The 19,713-nt window shown below is 55.0% G+C and carries 12 protein-coding genes; 6 read left to right on the forward strand and 6 right to left on the reverse strand.

What is annotated here, in order from left to right; translation table 11 throughout:
* Nucleotides 1-57: 57 nt before the first annotated feature.
* Entirely contained in the window at nt 58-1,113 is a 1,056-nt protein-coding gene (gene apbE / locus ACMGGH_RS21225; protein WP_045629880.1) for an FAD:protein FMN transferase ApbE, read from the reverse strand.
* Nucleotides 1,114-1,227: 114 nt separating this feature from the next.
* The gene (locus tag ACMGGH_RS21230) at nt 1,228-2,340 is read right to left on the reverse strand and encodes a porin OmpC (RefSeq protein WP_028013899.1); all 1,113 of its coding nucleotides are present in this window, start codon (nt 2,338-2,340) and stop codon (nt 1,228-1,230) included.
* A 743-nt stretch (nt 2,341-3,083) separates the two neighbouring features.
* On the opposite strand from ACMGGH_RS21230, the gene rcsD reads away from it, so the two are divergent.
* Nucleotides 3,084-5,756 (forward strand): phosphotransferase RcsD, encoded by a 2,673-nt coding sequence (gene rcsD, locus ACMGGH_RS21235; RefSeq protein WP_047363050.1) that lies wholly within the window; start codon nt 3,084-3,086, stop codon nt 5,754-5,756.
* A gap of 16 nt (nt 5,757-5,772) precedes the next feature.
* Nucleotides 5,773-6,423 carry a response regulator transcription factor RcsB gene (gene rcsB / locus ACMGGH_RS21240; protein WP_006176468.1) on the forward strand — a complete coding sequence of 217 codons (651 nt, stop codon included), beginning with the start codon at nt 5,773-5,775 and terminating at the stop codon, nt 6,421-6,423.
* A gap of 112 nt (nt 6,424-6,535) precedes the next feature.
* Here rcsB and rcsC read toward each other — a convergent pair whose 3' ends face one another.
* Together rcsC and gyrA are read right to left on the reverse strand one after the other, a co-directional pair.
* Complete coding sequence (gene rcsC, locus ACMGGH_RS21245; protein ID WP_047367976.1) at nt 6,536-9,382, reverse strand: two-component system sensor histidine kinase RcsC; 2,847 nt, start codon at nt 9,380-9,382, stop codon at nt 6,536-6,538.
* Between the two features lie 134 nt (nt 9,383-9,516).
* Nucleotides 9,517-12,153: a DNA topoisomerase (ATP-hydrolyzing) subunit A gene (gene gyrA, locus ACMGGH_RS21250; protein WP_028013903.1), complete on the reverse strand. Its 2,637-nt coding sequence runs from the start codon at nt 12,151-12,153 to the stop codon at nt 9,517-9,519.
* 146 nt (nt 12,154-12,299) lie between these two features.
* Between gyrA and ubiG the strand changes: the two genes are divergently transcribed.
* The 4 genes from ubiG (at nt 12,300) to yfaE (ending at nt 17,095) form a co-directional block, all read left to right on the forward strand.
* On the forward strand, nt 12,300-13,028 hold the full coding sequence (gene ubiG / locus ACMGGH_RS21255; RefSeq protein WP_020690665.1) for a bifunctional 2-polyprenyl-6-hydroxyphenol methylase/3-demethylubiquinol 3-O-methyltransferase UbiG: 729 nt from the start codon (nt 12,300-12,302) through the stop codon (nt 13,026-13,028).
* 347 nt (nt 13,029-13,375) lie between these two features.
* Nucleotides 13,376-15,661, forward strand: coding sequence for a class 1a ribonucleoside-diphosphate reductase subunit alpha (nrdA, locus tag ACMGGH_RS21260; RefSeq protein ID WP_028013905.1), 2,286 nt, complete (start codon nt 13,376-13,378; stop codon nt 15,659-15,661).
* A gap of 49 nt (nt 15,662-15,710) precedes the next feature.
* The gene (nrdB, locus tag ACMGGH_RS21265; protein WP_041908962.1) at nt 15,711-16,841 is read left to right on the forward strand and encodes a class Ia ribonucleoside-diphosphate reductase subunit beta; all 1,131 of its coding nucleotides are present in this window, start codon (nt 15,711-15,713) and stop codon (nt 16,839-16,841) included.
* The gene (yfaE, locus tag ACMGGH_RS21270; protein WP_010433414.1) at nt 16,841-17,095 is read left to right on the forward strand and encodes a class I ribonucleotide reductase maintenance protein YfaE; all 255 of its coding nucleotides are present in this window, start codon (nt 16,841-16,843) and stop codon (nt 17,093-17,095) included. The genes nrdB and yfaE overlap by 1 nt, the downstream gene beginning before the upstream one ends.
* 23 nt (nt 17,096-17,118) lie before the next feature.
* Here yfaE and glpQ read toward each other — a convergent pair whose 3' ends face one another.
* Both glpQ and glpT read right to left on the reverse strand, forming a co-directional pair.
* Nucleotides 17,119-18,171 (reverse strand): glycerophosphodiester phosphodiesterase, encoded by a 1,053-nt coding sequence (gene glpQ, locus ACMGGH_RS21275; protein ID WP_232948412.1) that lies wholly within the window; start codon nt 18,169-18,171, stop codon nt 17,119-17,121.
* Nucleotides 18,172-18,182: 11 nt separating this feature from the next.
* Nucleotides 18,183-19,535 carry a glycerol-3-phosphate transporter gene (gene glpT / locus ACMGGH_RS21280; protein WP_049000399.1) on the reverse strand — a complete coding sequence of 451 codons (1,353 nt, stop codon included), beginning with the start codon at nt 19,533-19,535 and terminating at the stop codon, nt 18,183-18,185.
* Nucleotides 19,536-19,713: the final 178 nt, after the last annotated feature.

Raw genomic sequence — 19,713 nt, forward strand, 5'->3', positions numbered from 1 at the left:
CAAGCATACCTTTAGCGTGCCCGAGTGCCAGTGATAAAAAACCCGCAACCTTGCTTTTTAATTTTTGTCGCTCACCAGGAAGCTGTTGAACTGCGGCGAGCTCCAGGTTTTGAACCCGTCGCCCTCTTTAGTGATCATATAAACCGCCAGTCCTTCCTGACGAACCACCTCTTTGGCTTTTTCCGGGCCGAGAACCATTAATCCGGTATCCCAGGCGTCGGCTTCCAGCGCAGTGGGGGCAATCACGGTCACCGAGACCAGGTTATGCGTGATGGGACGTCCGGTCAGCGGATCGATCACGTGCGAAATTCGCTTCCCGTCGAGCTCGTAATAGTTACGGTAGCTCCCGGAAGTGCTGATGCCGTGCCCGTTAATATCCACAATGGCCTGTACGGCGTTTTGCCGATCGGTCGGTTTTTGAATCGCCACGCGCCACGGTTTACCGCTGGCGTTCATGCCCCGGCTGACTAACGCGCCCCCCACGGAGACCAGGTAGCGCGATATCCCTTCCTGCGTCATCAGCGCGGCAAGGTGATCCGCCGCGTAACCTTCACCTACCGTCGACAGATCGACAAACAGATCGGGGATGTCTTTCTGCAGATACTGCTGGCCGTACTGGTTGATCACCGTCAGATGCTTTAGCCCTGTCCGGGCGCGGGCATCATCAATGGCCGCCTGATCGGGTGTGGTATCCGGCTGTTTGTTCGGGCCAAATCCCCAGAGATTGACCAGAGGCCCGACGGTGACATCCATCGCGCCGTTGGTTTTATATCCCACGCGCATTGATTCGGTGACGATATCGGCCATCGCTTCGCTCACCGGCCACAGGGAGGTACTGGTGGAAAGATTGAAGCGCATCAGCGCCGAGTCATTTTTATAGGTTGAGAGCAACTGGTCGTCGGCGTCCAGCTGAGACTGGATTTTACCGCGAAGTTCATCAGCGCGCGTTTTATCCAGGCCCATCACGCTGACGCGCCAGAAGGTGCCCATCGTTTTGCCTTCGAGCACCGTCGCGGCGGGTGCATCGGTTTTCGCCACGGGCGCGGAATCGTCACACGCGGTCAGGAAAAAAAGCATAGCCAGAAAGCTGGCGCGTAAAAAAGTCATGTCCATTCATTATTATCCTCATGCCAGGGCGGCAAGAGTACACCAAAACGGTTGCGTTGTGAGGCCAAAAAAAAGCACAAAAAAGGGGCCTTCAGGCCCCTTAGTCACACGATGACGCGATTAGAACTGGTAAACCAGACCCAGCGCGACGATATCATCAGTGCCGATACCGGCCTGACGGGTGAACTCATTTTCATCAACCAGGTTGATTTTGTAATCCACGTAGGTGGACATGTTTTTGTTGAAGTAGTAAGTCGCACCCACATCAACATATTTCAGCAGATCCTGATCGCCGTAACCTTCGATGTCTTTACCTTTGGACTGCAGGTAAGCCACGGATGGACGCAGGCCGAAATCGAACTGGTACTGAGCAACCACTTCGAAGTTCTGCGCTTTGTTAGCAAAACCGTAAGCGGTAGTCGGGCTGCTGCCGTTAGAGGTACCGAAGCGGGTTGCGTTGTAGGTCTGAGAGTACTGCGCAGCCAGGTAGATGTTATTGGCATCATATTTCAGGCCGCCAGAATAGACTTCTGCGTGATCGCCGTTACCATAAACGCCCGGTGCGTTCTGGTCAGCGGTACGTTTGGAGGAGGACATCGCACCACCCACACTGAAGCCTTCGCCCAGGTTATAGGTTACGGATGCACCGTAGCCGTCGCCGTTCTGTTTCAGCAGGCTGCGTCCACCGACGTTTTCACCGCTTACGCTACCGTTTTTACCCTGATACTGCAGCGCAAAGTTCAGGCCATCCACCAGACCAAAGAAGTCCTGGTTACGATAGGTCGCCACGCCGTTAGCACGTGACTGCAGGAAGTTGTCTGAGCCGTAGGTATCGCCGCCAAATTCTGGCAGAACGTCAGTCCAGGAAGTTACGTCGTAGATCACGCCGTAGTTACGACCGTAATCGAAAGAGCCCGCTTCAGCGAATTTCAGACCAGCAAACGCCACACGCGTCCAGGACTGGTTGTCGCTTTCAGTCGTGTTGCCCTGGATCTGGTATTCCCACTGGCCGTAACCGGTCAGCTGATCGTTAACCTGAGTTTCGCCTTTGAAGCCAAGACGCATGTAGGTCTGGTCGCCGTCAGCACTCTTGTCGTCAGAGAAATAGTGCAGACCATCAACTTTGCCGTACAGATCTAATTTGTTGCCATCTTTGTTATAAATTTCGGCCGCATTTGCTGCGCCTGCTACCAGCAGTGCTGGTACCAGGAGGGACAGTACTTTAACTTTCATTTTATTAACCCTCTGTTATATGCCTTATAATTGCCACTGCTTACTGGTTAACCCTCATTAACCAGTCGGCAAATTCATTCTCCTCAAAATTACAGAATAATCCAATGCGAATATGATACGAAAACTTTGAAGATGTTTCATTTATCTATCAACATGTTTCAAGATGTAAATGAAAAGGAACTTTTACAAAGCACAAAAAGCTTAGAAATTTAGCACTTATAATCAAAACGAAAAATGACCCAATACATATCAAAGAGTTAAAATAAAAAACGTTACCGCACTGAATGACAAAACAAGATCGACTCCAGTCTCTAAAATAACTCTCGCTATCATCATTAACTTTATTTATTACCGTCATTCAGCTTTGAATGTCTGTTTATCCCTAATTCAACCGGATGCGTCGCATTCGGTTTTTTTTTACCCTTCTTTACGTAACTTTTCCTTTTTTGTGCTACCGCCGCGTAATTGTAACGACTATTAACTAAATTCACGCTCGCCCCTGTGCATAACGGGAAAATACGCTCAAAACTTAATTTCTTGTTAATTCGTGCTATTTTCTGACGAAATGCATTTTTTATTTGTACATGCATTATGCTCTTGTACACATTTAAGACGTACTTCCTCTCTCGCACGGGCCATCGAAAAAGTCGCTTGTTCAAGGACAGTGGCGCTGGAAATTCAGTTATTACCCTTTATACTGCCCTATCGCCACAGAGCACGACCATCACGGGTTAAAGATATCAATGAGTCAGACTGAAACTACCGCCCAAAGCAAATTCTCCCTTCTGCCCGGGAGCATCACCCGTTTCTTTCTTCTTTTGATCGTGGTGCTGTTAGTCACAATGGGCGTGATGGTGCAGAGCGCGGTTAACGCCTGGCTGAAGGATAAGAGCTATCAGGTGGTGGATATTACCCACGCCGTACACAAGCGCATTGATACCTGGCGCTACGCCACCTGGCAGATTTATGACAACATTGCGGCAGCGCCTGCCAGCTCATCCGGAGATGGACTTCAGGAGACGCGGCTGAAGCAGGATGTCTACTATCTCGAAAAACCGCAGCGTAAGACTGAAGCGCTTATCTTTGGCTCTCACGACAGCGCGACCCTTGAGATGACGCAGCGTATTTCGACCTACCTGGATACCCTCTGGGGCGCCGAAACGGTGCCGTGGTCGATGTACTATCTGAACGGTCAGGACAACAGCATGATCCTGATCTCGACGCTGCCGTTGAAAGATCTCTCTTCCGGATTTAAAGAGACGACGGTCGGCAGCATTGTCGACTCCCGCCGGGCAGAAATGCTGCAGCAGGCCAACGCCCTTGATGAACGTGAGAGCTTCTCATCGCTGCGCCGGCTGGCCTGGCAGAATGGTCACTATTTTACCCTGCGTACCACCTTTAACCAGCCAGGTCATCTGGCGACGGTCGTGGCCTTCGATTTACCCATTAATGATTTGATCCCGCCGGATATGCCGCTCGACAGCTTCCGTCTGGAGCCGGACAGCAGCACCCAGAACATGCGTGCGGCGTCCGACAAAGAGGCCGCAGAGAGCGTCACCATCTCCTTTAACGGCTCGAAAATTGAAATTGCCTCATCGCTGAACTCAACCGGCATGCGTCTGGTGTGGCAGGTACCGTTCGGCACGCTACTGCTTGATACCCTGCAAAATATTCTGCTGCCGCTGCTGCTGAATATTGGTCTGCTGGCGCTGGCCCTATTTGGCTACAGCACCTTCCGCTTCCAGCCGGGACGCCAGAGCGACGCGTCTGCGGTCTCTGCAGGCAATACCAACGAGCTGCGCGTATTGCGCGCGCTCAATGAAGAGATTGTCTCCGTGCTGCCGCTAGGGGTGTTAGTTCACGATCAGGAAGCGAATCGCACGGTGATGAGCAATAAAATTGCTGACCATCTGCTGCCGCACCTTAACCTGCAGAACATCACCACTATGGCGGATCAGCACCAGGGGGTTATTCAGGCCACGATTAACAATGAACTGTACGAGATCCGTCAGTTCCGCAGCCAGGTGGCACCGCGTACGCAAATCTTCATCATTCGCGATCAGGATCGCGAAGTGCTGGTGAATAAAAAGCTCAAGCAGGCGCAAAGGCTGTATGAGAAGAACCAGCAGGGGCGCGCGGCATTCATGCAGAATATTGGCGATGCCTTCAAGCAGCCGTTAAAAACGCTGGCGACCCAGGCGGCAGCGTTAAACACGTCTGAAAGCCACCAGCTCGCCTGCCAGGCCGACTCGCTGGTCCGCATGGTGGATGAGATCCAGCTGGCAAATATGCTGGAGAATGATTTCTGGAAAGGCACCCCTTCTCTCTTCTCCATTCAGGATCTGATCGATGAAGTGGTTCCGGAAGTCCTGCCCGTAATTAAGCGCAAAGGGCTGCAACTGCTAATCAACAACCATTTACCCGCCAATGACGAACGTCACGGCGACCGCGAGGCGCTGCGTCGTATTCTGCTGATGATTATTCAGTACGCCGTGACCACCACGCAAATCGGCAAGATCACCCTTGAAGTGAGCACCGACGAGTCGGCGGAAGATCGCCTGACGTTCCGCATTCTGGACACCGGGGAAGGCGTGACGGCGAGTGAAATTGATAATCTGCACTTCCCGTTCCTGAATGACACGCAAAGCGATCATTACGGCAAGGCTAACGCCCTGACCTTCTGGCTGTGCGATCAGCTGGCGCGTAAGCTCGGCGGCCATCTGAATATCAAGGCCCGTGAATCGCTCGGCACCCGTTACTCTCTGCACGTGAAAATGGCCGCCAATCCGCAGGAAGAAGATGAAGAACGCCTGCTGGATGACGTTGTGGTGATGGTGGATGTGACCTCAAACGAGATCCGCAATATTGTGGTTCGTCAGCTCGAAAACTGGGGCGCGGCCTGCATCACGCCGGATGAAAGGCTGGCAAGTCAAGAATTTGATCTGTTTTTAACTGATAATCCGTCTAATCTTACTGCCTCGGGCTTGCTTTTAAGCGATGATGAGTCACGCGTGCGGAAAATCGGCCCTGGCCAGCTGCGCGTCAACTTTAATATAAGCAATGCGATGCAGGAAGCTGTACTACAACTAATAGAAGAGCAGCTGGCGCAGGAAGAGATAACGGAATCCCCGTTAGGCGGTAATGAAAATGCCGAGCTTCACGCCAGCGGATACTATTCCCTCTTTGTTGATACAGTACCAGATGATGTGAAGCGGTTGTATACTGAGTCCGCTGCGAATGATTTTGCAGCGCTGGCACAGACAGCACACCGGCTTAAAGGGGTGTTTGCCATGCTTAATCTGGTTCCCGGCAAGCAGTTATGTGAAACGCTGGAACATCTAATTCGTGAGAAAGATGCCTCTGGCATTGAAAAATACATCAGCGACATTGACGCCTACGTCAAAAGCTTGCTGTAGCAAGGTAGCCTTATACATGAACAATATGAACGTAATTATTGCCGATGACCATCCGATTGTACTGTTCGGTATTCGCAAATCACTTGAACAGATCGAGTGGGTGAATGTAGTCGGTGAATTTGAAGACTCTACAGCACTGATCAATAACCTCCCAAAGCTTGATGCGCACGTGCTCATTACCGATCTCTCTATGCCTGGAGACAAATACGGTGATGGGATCACGCTCATCAAATATATTAAACGTCACTTCCCGGACATCTCGATTATTGTTCTGACCATGAACAACAACCCGGCGATCCTGAGCGCCGTGCTGGATCTGGATATCGAAGGGATTGTGCTGAAGCAAGGCGCCCCGACCGATCTGCCAAAAGCGCTGGCTGCGCTGCAGAAAGGCAAGAAGTTCACGCCTGAGAGCGTCTCTCGTCTGCTGGAAAAAATCAGCGCGGGTGGCTACGGTGACAAACGCCTGTCGCCGAAAGAGAGCGAAGTTCTGCGCCTGTTCGCCGAAGGTTTCCTGGTGACCGAGATTGCCAAGAAGCTGAACCGCAGCATTAAAACCATCAGCAGCCAGAAAAAATCAGCAATGATGAAGCTGGGCGTGGACAACGATATTGCCCTGCTGAACTATCTCTCCTCCGTTACGCTGAGCGCATCGGATAAGGATTGATCCCCCACTGTAAATGCCGGATGGCGCTCACGCTTACCCGGCCTACAGAACCCGTAGGCCCGCGCAAGCGCAGCGCCGCCGGGCAAATAAAAAAGGCCCTTACGGGCCTTTTTTATATTCTGGTTTTTCTCACGCGATCCGCATAAACAGACAGCGTTTGTTTAAGCACGTCCAGCGTCACCGGTTTCGACAGGCAGCTGTCCATGCCCGACTCCAGACAGCGCTGTTTCTCTTCCGCCAGCGCGTTCGCCGTCACGCCCACGACAGGCAGCGTCAGGCCAAGCTGTCGGATGCGCTGCGTCAGCCGGTAGCCGTCCATGTTAGGCATGTTGACGTCGCTCAGCACGATATCAATATGATTTTTACTCAGCACATTCAGCGCATCCACGCCGTCATTGGCGGTTTTGCACTGATAGCCCAGCGATCCAAGCTGGTCAGCCAGCAGGCGGCGGTTAATCGGATGGTCATCCACCACCAGAATCATCATATCGTCATTCACTGACGCCAGACCTTCCGGTGACGGCAGCGCGACTGCACCGTCGTTCTCTTCCAGCTCGACTTTATAGATACGGGCCAGCAGGCTCAACAGCTCATGCGGCGTTGCGACGCTGTGCACCCATTCCCCCGGCGCACGTTCAACCGGTATGCCAATGTGGCGACGGCAGAAGAGCACCGTTCCTCTCCCCTGCCACGGCTGTTCCGGCATCTCGTCGGCGATGAGCACATCGTCCACGTCCGGCGTCTGGCCTTCATAGCGGCAGACCCTCACGCCGCTATGGGCGAGCAGCGCCGTCAGATAGTCATTCAGCGAGGCATTATTGACCGCCAGCCAGCAGCGCTTATCGTTCAGCCCGTCAACCGTGGCTTTTGCCGGATACTGCGCGGAATAGAGCGGAATGCGGATGGTGAACTGGCTGCCCATGCCGGGCTCAGTATCCACGGAAATGTCACCGTCCATCATGCTGACGAGCTTCTCGCAAATCGCCAGCCCCAGACCGGTGCCCTGGAAGTTACGCTGCACGCCGGTGCCGACCTGGAAGAACGGATCGAACAGACGTACCACCTCCTTGGCCGGTATGCCCACCCCCGTGTCGCGCACGCGGATGCTGAGGTAATCTCCCGCCCGGCAGACGTGTAGCACAATGCAGCCGATATCGGTGAATTTGATGGCATTGCTGAGCAGGTTAGAGATGACCTGCTGCAGGCGCATCGGGTCGCCGTGCAGCGTCAGCGGCACGTCCGGTTCAATGAAGCAGTAGAGCCCCAGCTGTTTACGCACCACCAGCGGCAGATAGTTGGCGCTGATGTGGTTCATGACCTCACGCGGCGAAAACTCGCGCGGCTCAATTTTCAGCTGCTCAGACTCAATTTTAGAGAAGTCGAGAATATCGCTGATGATCTTCAGCAGCAGGCTGGAGGAGTTGTTCATCGCCGTTACCAGCCGGTCGACGCCTTTCGGCAATTCCTTCGTCTGCAGCAGATCGAGGTTACCGATAATCCCGTACAGCGGCGTACGTAGCTCGTGACTGACGGTAGCCAGGAACATGGATTTCGACTGGCTGGCCTGCTCCGCGGCCTGCGCCATCTCCTGCAGCGACTCTTCCATCTTCACGCGCGCGGAGACATCCACCAGCACGCAAATCGCTACGTTTTCATTGCGATAGCGGGAATGAACAAAGCTGATCTGCAGGTTAGTGTGGGTGCTGGTGAGCACGTCGACAAAGTTCACCTGCTGGCCGCAGATGATTTGCGTCAGCCTTTGCCGGTCCTCGTGCGTCAGCATGTTCAGGTAGTTGTGCGCCAGCTCGTTACTCAGGATGTTGGTCCCGTCCTGGGTACGAAGAATGCAGATCCCCACCGGAGCCGAGGCGACAATCTTGCGGTTGAACTGCTCGTGCTCCTCCAGACGCTGGGCGTCACTTTCGGCGGGAATAAAGATTCTCCGCTCATACATGCGCGCCAGCGTAAACAGCGCCCCGCCCACCAGCAGGTTCAGCAGGATCGCATTCATAATAAGAATGCGTATCCGCTCAAGGACCATATCCACCGGCAGCGAGTAAACAATGCTCAGCGACGATGGCGGCAGGCTTTTTTTCAGCACCAGCTCGCGGAAGCCGGAGGTGTAGCCAAACCATGAGCGTTCCTGCATCCAGTGCGGATCGACGTTCAAACTTTTATCCGGCCCGGCGAGTGAGATCAGCTGATGCCCGTTTTCATCCAGAATGGTCACGCCCATCGGCAGGCTGCCCGGCGTGAAGAAGTTTTCCATGCGGATGGTCTGCTCAATCCCCAACAGCGCCTGCAGACGATTGCCCAGGTAGACCGGCGTCAGCGCGTAGAAATAGCCCACGCCCATGCGCGGCCCCTGGCTAATCCAAAAAATGTTGTTCCCGCGCTCGTCCTGCGGCGCATTGCGATATTTCACAATACGCTCGTGCAGGCTTTTCAGCGCATCATCGCGCTCGACGGGCACATCGCGCAGGCCAAAGTCAGCCATGCAGAGGTTTTCACTGCCAATCAGGAATACGCGGTTAAGGTCGTAGGCGGCGGAGAAGTTGTCGCGCCAGTAGCGCATAAACCAGGCGAGAGATTCCAGCGACCCGCGCCAGGTGCTGCTCATGGTGGAGCAATCAGAGTCCGGGAACAGCGGCTGGAAGTCCGGCACTTCGGTTTTGTCATTGCGCCCGCGCAGGGCAAGGATACCGTTTTCTGCCGTCAGCCGATTTTCGGCAATATACTTCAGCTCCTTCATCACGTCAGACGTTCGCTGAATGTAGCGCTGGGCCTGATCGGAGCTTAAATTAAACTCCTGGCGGATCTCCGCTTCTTTCTGGTTCAGCGCATTGACGATGTAAAACACCGACAGCAAGGCCACCAGCAGCCAAAGCAGGAGCGCCAGCGCCCGGAACAGATAGCGAGAAACTTTCAGCGTGGTACGAAAGGAGACGAGGTATTTCAAAGGGGCGAGGCTCCGCCGTCGGGGTCAAAAGAATGTGGTTAAGGTAGCGGTAAACGCGGCTTGTCGCAACGTTCACGTATCTGCATCTGCAAAAGAAAAGGGCCGGAATCCGGCCCTTTATGCGTCAGAAGAGATTACTCGTCAGCGTCATCCGCTGCGTCGTCGTCGCTCTCTGCTTCCGGTGCGATTTCATCATCACCTTCCGCGACGCTGCCGTCGATGGAATCGAGCTCTTCGTCGTCCACCGGCTCAGCAACGCGTTGCAGACCGACCACGTTTTCATCTTCCGCCGTACGGATGAGGATAACGCCCTGGGTGTTACGGCCCACCACGCTGATCTCGGATACACGCGTACGCACCAGCGTACCGGCATCGGTGATCATCATGATCTGGTCGGCATCGTCCACCTGCACCGCGCCCACAACAGAACCGTTGCGCTCGGTAACCTTGATGGAGATAACGCCCTGCGTGCCGCGTGACTTGGTCGGGTATTCGCTTTCCGCCGTACGTTTACCGTAGCCGTTCTGGGTGACGGTCAGGATTGCGCCTTCGCCACGTGGAACGATCAGGGAAACAACGGAGTCTTCACCCGCCAGCTTAATACCGCGCACGCCGGTCGCCGTACGACCCATTGCGCGCACGGCATTCTCTTTGAAGCGCACCACTTTACCGGCCGCAGAGAACAGCATCACTTCATCAGAACCAGAGGTCAGATCCACACCGATCAGCTCGTCGCCTTCGTTCAGGTTTACCGCGATAATCCCGGCGGAACGTGGACGGCTGAACTCGGTCAGCGCGGTTTTCTTCACGGTACCGCTGGCGGTAGCCATAAAGACGTTCACGCCCTCTTCGTACTCGCGTACCGGCAGGATGGCGGTGATACGTTCGTTCGCTTCCAGCGGCAACAGGTTGACGATTGGACGACCGCGCGCGCCACGGCTCGCTTCCGGCAGCTGATAGACCTTCATCCAGTACAGACGGCCACGGCTGGAGAAGCAGAGGATCGTGTCGTGGGTGTTGGCCACCAGCAGACGGTCAATGAAGTCTTCTTCTTTAATACGTGCCGCAGATTTACCTTTACCGCCACGACGCTGTGCTTCGTAGTCGGTCAACGGCTGATACTTCACGTAGCCCTGGTGAGACAGAGTCACTACCACGTCTTCGCGGTTGATCAGATCTTCAATGTTGATATCAGAGCTGTTCGCGGTGATTTCGGTACGACGCTCGTCGCCGAACTGATCGCGGACCAGCTCAAGCTCTTCGCGGATCACTTCCATCAGGCGCTCGGCGCTACCCAGGATGTGCAGCAGCTCAGCAATTTGCTCCAGCAGCTCTTTATACTCGTCGAGCAGTTTTTCATGCTCAAGGCCGGTCAGCTTCTGCAGGCGCAGATCCAGAATCGCCTGGGCCTGCTGTTCAGTCAGGTAGTACTGACCGTCACGCACGCCGAATTCAGGCTCGAGCCACTCAGGACGCGCGGCGTCGTCGCCCGCACGTTCCAGCATCGCCGCCACGTTGCCCAGATCCCACGGACGCGCAACCAGCGACGCTTTCGCTTCTGCCGGCGTCGGCGCACGGCGGATCAGCTCGATGATCGGGTCGATGTTCGCCAGCGCAACGGCCAGTGCTTCAAGGATATGAGCGCGATCGCGCGCTTTGCGCAGTTCGAAGATGGTACGACGGGTCACCACTTCGCGGCGGTGACGCACGAACGCGCTCAGGATCTCTTTCAGGTTCATGATCTTCGGCTGACCATGGTGCAGCGCAACCATGTTGATACCGAAGGAGACCTGAAGCTGAGTCTGGGAGTACAGGTTGTTCAGCACAACCTCACCCACCGCGTCGCGCTTGATTTCAATCACGATGCGCATACCGTCTTTGTCAGACTCGTCACGCAGCGCGCTGATGCCTTCAACGCGTTTCTCTTTTACCAGCTCGGCGATTTTTTCAATCAGACGCGCTTTGTTCACCTGATACGGGATCTCGTGAACAATGATAGTTTCACGGCCGGTTTTGGCGTCCGCTTCTACTTCGGCGCGGGCACGGATGTAAATCTTGCCGCGACCGGTGCGGTACGCTTCTTCAATGCCGCGACGACCGTTGATGATCGCCGCCGTCGGGAAGTCCGGGCCCGGAATGTGTTCCATCAGCCCTTCAATGCTGATGTCTTCATCGTCGATATAGGCCAGGCAGCCGTTGATCACTTCCGTGATGTTGTGCGGCGGAATGTTGGTCGCCATACCCACGGCGATACCGGACGAGCCGTTCACCAGCAGGTTAGGGATCTTCGTTGGCATAACGTCAGGAATTTTTTCCGTGCCGTCGTAGTTATCAACGAAATCAACCGTCTCTTTTTCCAGGTCGGCCATCAGCTCATGGGCAATCTTCGCCAGACGGATTTCCGTATAACGCATTGCCGCGGCGGAGTCGCCGTCGATAGAACCAAAGTTACCCTGACCATCTACCAGCATATAACGCAGCGAGAATGGCTGCGCCATACGGACAATGGTGTCGTACACCGCGGAATCACCATGGGGATGGTATTTACCGATTACGTCACCAACGACACGGGCAGATTTTTTGTAGGCTTTATTCCAGTCATTGCCCAATACGTTCATGGCGTATAGTACGCGACGGTGTACCGGCTTCAGGCCATCGCGGACGTCCGGCAGCGCACGGCCAACAATGACCGACATCGCATAGTCCAGATAGGAGCTTTTCAGCTCTTCCTCGATGTTAACCGGTGTAATTTCTCTCGCAAGGTCGCTCATCTAACCGCTATCCCTCTACTGTATCCCGGATTCAAAGGTCGCAAATTATAACACAGCCGCGGTGATACAGGTAAACCTATACGCTTTATTCACAGGGATTGCCTGATATACTCATTTGTCTTGCTAAATAAGGAGTAAAAGCGCCCATGAATGCCGAAAAATCCCCGGTGGCACACAACGTTGACCACGAAGAGATTGCCAAATTTGAAGCGGTGGCGTCCCGCTGGTGGGATCTCGAAGGTGAGTTCAAACCGCTGCATCGCATTAACCCGCTGCGTCTGGGCTATATCGCGGAGCGTTCCGGCGGTCTGTTCGGTAAGAAAGTGCTCGACGTCGGCTGCGGCGGCGGCATCCTGGCGGAGAGCATGGCGCGCGAAGGGGCCACCGTCACCGGCCTGGACATGGGCTTCGAGCCTCTACAGGTTGCCCGTCTTCATGCGCTGGAGTCCGGTATACAGGTGGAATATGTGCAGGAAACCGTGGAAGAGCACGCGGCAAAACATGCTCACCAGTACGACGTGGTGACCTGCATGGAGATGCTGGAGCACGTTCCGGATCCGCAGTCCGTGGTAAACGCCTGTGCAAAACTGGTGAAGCCGGGCGGCCAGGTCTTCTTCTCGACAATTAACCGCAACGGTAAAGCCTGGCTGATGGCCGTGGTCGGCGCAGAATATGTGCTGCGCATGGTGCCGAAAGGGACGCACGACGTGAAGAAGTTTATCAAGCCTGCCGAACTGCTGGGCTGGGTTGACCAGACGTGGCTTAAGGAGCAGCACATCACGGGCCTGCACTACAACCCGCTAACGGATAAATTCAAACTCGCACCGGGCGTAGATGTTAACTATATGTTGCACACAACCGCCAAAAACGACTAACGTCATTCGTTATTCTTATAAAGATTGCGCGACATCATGTTGCGCAATTCTGACCGCCCGTTGAAGAAATCAGCACTCGATCAAATTTTGAATTTTTTTTCTTAATTATTGACATCTCTTCCAGGCCTTACGGTACGAGGACTTACGCTTTTTTACCCTTTCACAACCTCAATTTAACCTCAAAATCAACCCTTGTGCTGAAAAGATTCGATACTAGAATACTCACCATATAGCGTTTTTCTTATCGCAAACCCCCTATATGTAGTATTTATCCACAGAGTTAGTCACAAGACGGATCTGTGGATAAGCGGGGGATATTTTTTATTTCACGGACAGGTAAAACCCACATGAATCAGAGTCTGCTGGTGACAAAGCGCGACGGTACTACCGAGCGTATCAATCTGGACAAAATCCATCGAGTTCTCGACTGGGCAGCAGAAGGGCTGAACAACGTATCTATCTCCCAGGTTGAACTGCGTTCCCACATTCAGTTCTACGACGGCATCAAAACGTCTGATATCCACGAAACCATTATCAAAGCAGCGGCGGATCTGATCTCCCGCGACGCACCGGATTATCAGTACCTCGCTGCGCGTCTGGCGATTTTCCACCTGCGTAAGAAAGCCTACGGCCAGTTCGAGCCGCCAAAGCTTTACGATCACGTGGTGAAAATGGTTGAGCTGGGCAAATACGACACGCATCTGCTGGAAGACTATACGGAAGAAGAGTTCGAGCAGATGAACGGGTTTATCGATCACTGGCGCGACATGAACTTCTCCTACGCGGCGGTGAAGCAGCTCGAAGGCAAATACCTGGTTCAGAACCGTGTGACCGGTGAGATCTACGAAAGCGCCCAGTTCCTCTATATTCTGGTGGCTGCCTGCCTGTTCTCAAACTACCCGCGCGACACCCGTCTGGACTACGTGAAGCGTTTCTACGATGCGGTATCGACGTTCAAAATTTCTCTGCCAACGCCGATCATGTCTGGCGTGCGCACCCCTACCCGTCAGTTCAGCTCTTGCGTACTGATCGAGTGTGGTGACAGCCTGGATTCCATCAACGCCACCTCCAGCGCCATCGTGAAATACGTCTCCCAGCGTGCCGGTATCGGCATCAACGCCGGTCGCATCCGCGCGCTGGGCAGCCCGATTCGCGGCGGTGAAGCGTTCCACACCGGCTGTATCCCGTTCTACAAGCACTTCCAGACGGCGGTAAAATCCTGCTCTCAGGGCGGCGTGCGCGGCGGCGCAGCGACCCTGTTCTACCCAATGTGGCACCTGGAAGTGGAAAGCCTGCTGGTACTGAAAAACAACCGCGGCGTGGAAGGCAACCGCGTGCGTCACATGGACTACGGCGTGCAGATCAACAAGCTGATGTACACCCGTCTGCTGAAAGGGGAAGACATCACCCTGTTCAGCCCGTCCGACGTCCCGGGCCTGTATGACGCGTTCTTCGCCGATCAGGACGAGTTCGAGCGTCTGTACACCAAATATGAAAAAGACGACAGCATCCGTAAACAGCGCCTGAAGGCGGTAGACCTGTTCTCCCTGATGATGCAGGAGCGCGCCTCTACCGGCCGTATCTACATCCAGAACGTTGACCACTGCAATACCCACAGCCCGTTTGATCCGGCGGTTGCGCCAGTGCGCCAGTCTAACCTGTGCCTGGAGATCGCCCTGCCAACCAAACCGCTGGAAGACGTGAACGACGAAAACGGCGAAATCGCCCTGTGTACGCTCTCCGCGTTCAACCTGGGTGCGATTAAAAGTCTGGACGAGCTGGAAGAGCTGGCCGTGCTGGCGGTACGTGCGCTGGATGCCCTGCTGGACTACCAGGATTACCCAATCCCGGCCGCTAAACGCGGCGCAATGGGCCGTCGTACCCTGGGTATCGGCGTGATCAACTTCGCCTACTGGCTGGCAAAAAACGGCAAGCGTTACTCCGACGGCAGCGCTAACAACCTGACGCACCAGACGTTCGAAGCGATTCAGTACTACCTGATGAAAGCCTCTAACGAGCTGGCGAAAGAGCAAGGCGCGTGCCCGTGGTTCAACGAAACCACCTATGCAAAAGGCATTCTGCCGATCGACACCTATAAGAAAGACCTGGATGCGATCGTCAGCGAGCCGCTGCACCTGGACTGGGAAGGCCTGCGCGAGTCCATCAAAACGCACGGCCTGCGTAACTCCACGCTCTCTGCCCTGATGCCGTCCGAAACCTCTTCGCAGATCTCCAACGCCACCAACGGTATTGAGCCACCGCGCGGCCACGTCAGCATTAAAGCGTCGAAAGACGGCGTGCTGCGTCAGGTGGTGCCGGATTACGAAACGCTGGGCAACAACTACGAGCTGCTGTGGGAGATGCCAAACAACGACGGCTACCTGCAGCTGGTGGGTATCATGCAGAAGTTTATCGACCAGTCGATCTCTGCCAATACTAACTACGACCCGACGCGCTTCCCGTCCGGCAAGGTACCAATGCAGCAGCTGTTGAAAGACCTGCTGACCGCCTACAAATTTGGCGTGAAAACGCTGTACTATCACAACACCCGTGACGGTGCAGAAGACGCGCAGGACGACCTGGTACCGTCAATTCAGGACGATGGCTGCGAAAGCGGCGCATGTAAGATCTAATGAAGGGCGGGGATATCCCCGCCTTTATTTCGTAAGACAGGACACACTCATGGCATATACCACCTTTTCACAGACGAAAAACGACCAGCTCAAAGAGCCAATGTTCTTCGGCCAGCCGGTCAACGTGGCACGCTACGATCAGCAAAAATATGACATCTTCGAAAAGCTGATTGAAAAGCAACTCTCCTTCTTCTGGCGTCCGGAAGAAGTTGACGTTTCCCGCGACCGTATTGATTACCAGTCGCTGCCGGATCACGAAAAGCATATTTTCATCAGCAATCTGAAGTACCAGACGCTGCTGGACTCCATTCAGGGCCGTAGCCCGAACGTGGCGCTGTTGCCGCTGATCTCGATTCCTGAGCTGGAAACCTGGGTGGAAACCTGGGCGTTCTCCGAGACGATCCACTCCCGCTCTTATACCCACATCATCCGCAACATCGTGAACGATCCGGCGGTGGTGTTTGACGATATCGTCACTAACGAGCAGATCCAGAAGCGCGCGGAAGGCATTGCGCACTACTACGACGAGCTGATCGAGATGACCAGCTACTGGCATCTGCTGGGCGAAGGCACCCACAGCGTGAACGGCAAAACCGTTACCGTGAACCTGCGCGCGCTGAAAAAGCAGCTGTACCTCTGCCTGATGAGCGTTAACGCCCTGGAAGCGATCCGCTTCTACGTGAGCTTCGCCTGCTCCTTCGCCTTTGCCGAGCGCAAGCTGATGGAAGGCAACGCCAAAATCATCCGTCTGATCGCTCGTGACGAAGCCCTGCACCTGACCGGCACCCAGCACATGCTGAACCTGCTGCGCAGCGGTACGGACGACCCGGAGATGGCGGAAATCGCCGAAGAGTGCAAGCAGGAGTGCTACGACCTGTTCGTGCTGGCGGCTCAGCAGGAGAAAGAGTGGGCAGACTACCTGTTCCGCGACGGCTCCATGATTGGCCTGAACAAAGATATTCTGTGCCAGTACGTGGAGTACATCACCAACATCCGCATGCAGGCGGTTGGTCTGGACCTGCCGTTCCAGACGCGCTCTAACCCGATTCCGTGGATCAACACCTGGCTGGTATCCGATAACGTGCAGGTTGCGCCGCAGGAAGTGGAAGTGAGCTCTTATCTGGTCGGTCAGATTGATTCTGAAGTCAACACCGACGACCTGAGCGACTTCCAGCTCTGATGACGCGCGTAACGCTGAGCCTTTCTGGCACCGAAGTGCTGTGCCAGGAAGAGCACCCTTCCCTGCTGGTGGCGCTTGAAGCGCATCAGGTGGAGGTAGAGTACCAGTGTCGTGAAGGCTATTGCGGCTCCTGCCGCTGCCGTCTGGTCGCAGGCCAGGTGGACTGGCTAACCGAACCGCTGGCCTTTATCAGTGAAGGGGAAATTTTGCCCTGCTGCTGCCGGGCAAAAGGCGATATTGAGATCGAGATGTAAAAAAGGGCCTTACGGCCCTTTTTCTATTTTAAGAACGTCACCGCTTTATCCGGGAAATCCGTAAACAGCCCGTCCACGTCCGCCTGCTTATACAACACCTCGTAAAGCTGATTCACATCGGTGGCATATGGCGGCAGCTGGTCGGCACGCACCGTGTACGGATGCACCTGCATCTTGCTGGCGTGCGCCTCTTTCACCATCGCCGTCAGCTTCACGTGGCCAGGCGTTGAGCCTTCCGCCACCAGCATGTGATAATCCGGCCCGATGCCGTCAGCGTACTGCGCAATCAGCTTCATCGCGCCCGGCTTGAACATCCAGTCGTAGCTGTAGTTCACCCACTTCCCGTCCGGCTGTTTCTCCTGGGTTTCGTTCCAGTCGGTGTAGGCAATCAGCTGCACCAGATTGAGATCCATCCCCATCTTCGGCTCCAGCTCGGTTTTGATGCGCTTCAGCTCGGCTGCGTCAAAACACTGCAGGTAAACTTTGTCCTTCTTGCTGGTGTAGCCGTACTGTTTCAGCACCTCCAGCGTCTTCGCGGCAATGTCCTTCCCTTCCTGATGGTGGAACCACGGCGCTTTGATTTCCGGGTAGATACCGATATTTTTACCGGTCGAGTGGTTCAGCCCCTGAACAAACTCAATCTCTTCCTGGAAGGTATGGATCCGGAAGTCAGATTTGCCCATCGGGAAGCGTCCCGGGTAGACCTGCACCTTCTTGCCGTTTTCAATCTCAAAGCCTTCGGTAAACTTCAGAGAGCGAATTTCATCCAGGGTAAAGTCGATGGCGTAGTAACGACCGTCTTTGCGCGCGCGGTCCGGGAAACGCTCCGCCACGTCCGTGACGCGGTCAAGATAGTGGTCATGCAGGACGACCAGCTGGTCGTCCTTCGTCATCACCAGATCCTGCTCCAGGTAATCCGCCCCCTGGGCATAGGCCATCGCTTTCGCCGGCAGCGTATGCTCCGGCAGATAGCCGCTGGCACCGCGGTGGGCGATAACGATTTTATCGGCCGCCAGGGCAGAGCCAGTCATCAGGCCTGCCAGCAGCAGGCCGGTGGTTAATGGAGTTAATTTCATCGCAATGCTCCTTATTGACGACGCGCCAGCACTTCCGCGTGGTGACGTTTCTCGCCGATCATCACAACAACCAGCAGCAGAACCGCCAGCACGCTGCCGCCGATCATCACCATAAAGCCGCCGTCCCAGCCGAAGAAGTCAACGGTGTAGCCCACGATAGCGCTCGCCGCGACGGAACCACCGAGGTAGCCAAACAGACCGGTAAAGCCTGCCGCCGTGCCCGCCGCTTTTTTCGGCGCCAGCTCAAGCGCGTGCAGACCGATCAGCATCACCGGGCCGTAAATCAGGAAGCCGATAATGATCATACAGGCCATGTCTACTGATGGGTTACCCGGCGGGTTAAGCCAGTAAACGACAGTCGCGATGGTCACCAGGGTCATAAAGAACACGCCCGTTGCGCCGCGGTTGCCTTTAAACACTTTGTCCGACATCCAGCCGCAAATCAGCGTGCCCGGGATCCCGGCGTATTCATACAGGAAGTACGCCCAGGAGGATTTATCCAGCGCGAAGTGCTTCACCTCTTTCAGGTAGGTCGGGGACCAGTCGAGGATGCCGTAGCGCAGCAGATATACGAACACGTTCGCCACCGCGATGTACCACAGCAGCTTGTTCGGCAGCACGTACTTCATGAAGATCTGTTTCGCGGTCAGCTCTTCTTCGTGCTTCTCGCTGTAGTCATCCGGATAGTCGTTTTTGTACTCTTCGATTGGCGGCAGCCCGCAGGACTGCGGCGTGTCGCGCATCAGTGCGAAGGCAATAATCGCCACCAGAATAGCACCAAAGGCAGGCATGTAGAGCGCCGCGTGCCAGTCGTTGAACCAGGCCATCCCCAGCAGGAACAGCAGAGGTGGAAGCCCGCCCCCGACGTTATGCGCGCAGTTCCACACCGACACAATGCCGCCACGCTCCTTCTGCGACCACCAGTGCACCATGGTACGTCCGCACGGCGGCCACCCCATCCCCTGGAACCAGCCGCAGAGGAACAGCAGCACGAACATGATGGCAATGCTGGACGTCGCCCACGGCACAAAGCCCATGAACAGCATGACCGCTGCCGCGAGGATCAGACCGGCGGGCAGGAACACGCGCGGATTCGAGCGGTCCGACACGGAACCCATGATGAATTTGGAAAAACCGTAGGCGATGGAGATCCCCGACAGCGCGAAGCCCAGGTCGCCGCGAGAGAAGCCCTGCTCCACCAGATACGGCATGGCGAGCGCAAAGTTTTTACGTACAAGATAGTACGCCGCATACCCGAAGAAGATCCCGAGGAAGATTTGCCAACGCAGACGGCGGTAGAGAGGATCGATCTCTGCCTCTGGCAGTCGCGCCCGATGCGGCGCAGGTTTGAAGATACTGAGCATAACAGCCTCCGTGGCCTTTCAAAAAATGACCAGGCATCTCGCGCCCGGTTACAGAGGCGGGGATGTTAAAAAAACATGCGGTTTGTTACTGTGAATCAACGCACAGATTGTTACAGAAATATGACATAATGCGCAAAAAAGCGCATGAAATCACGTTTCAGTTTCGAATTTCGCGCGT

Origin of the sequence: Enterobacter sp. BNK-16 (assembly GCF_048684955.1) — a bacterium.
In the GTDB taxonomy this organism is placed as follows: Bacteria; Pseudomonadota; Gammaproteobacteria; order Enterobacterales; family Enterobacteriaceae; genus Enterobacter; species Enterobacter bugandensis.